Origin of the sequence: Microbacterium azadirachtae, from assembly GCF_000956545.1 — a bacterium.
Taxonomy (GTDB): domain Bacteria; phylum Actinomycetota; class Actinomycetes; order Actinomycetales; family Microbacteriaceae; genus Microbacterium; species Microbacterium azadirachtae.
Window position 1 is genome coordinate 1 of sequence record NZ_JYIT01000004.1, and the last position, 525, is coordinate 525.

Below are 525 nucleotides of genomic sequence, written 5' to 3' on the forward strand. Positions count from 1 at the left end.
ATCCGTTCCAGCTGTTCCGCATCCTCGCGGAGGTGATCCGCGGCGGCGGGTTCGGCAATCCCGACGTGGCGTTCATGCTCGACCAGTGCCACAATATCGAGGCGAAGATCCCGGGGCAGATCCGCTCGGTGCTGAACGTGCAGGAGATGACCGCCCGCGCCCTCCTCATCGACCGCGACGCCCTCGCCGCCGCCCAGCGCGCCAACGACGTGCTCGCCTCCAACGCGGTGCTCATGGACGCGTTCTACACCGATGTGCGCCCCGCCCTTGCCGCCTGGCGCGAGCAGCGCGGCCTGCCCGCCGACCCGATGGCGGCGTTCCTGGGCTCCGGCTACCTGGAGCGCATCGCCGCCGAGCGCGTCGGCGGCACCCAGGCCGGCTGGGGCGCCTGAGCGCCTCCCTCCTCGCCCACGTCTGTTTGCGTCAAACGGTGGGTTTCACGGCCCGAAACCCACAGTTTGACGCAAATAGACGGAATGAATAACACGGATCCCCCTGGAGAGAACCATGACCAACCCGACCGCC

The 525-nt window shown here is 68.6% G+C and carries 1 pseudogene; it reads left to right on the forward strand.

Annotation, left to right across the window (positions count from 1 at the left end):
- A pseudogene (locus tag RL72_RS00020) lies at positions 1-392 on the forward strand (L-rhamnose isomerase); the annotation flags it as partial.
- Between the last annotated feature and the right edge of the window lie 133 nt (positions 393-525).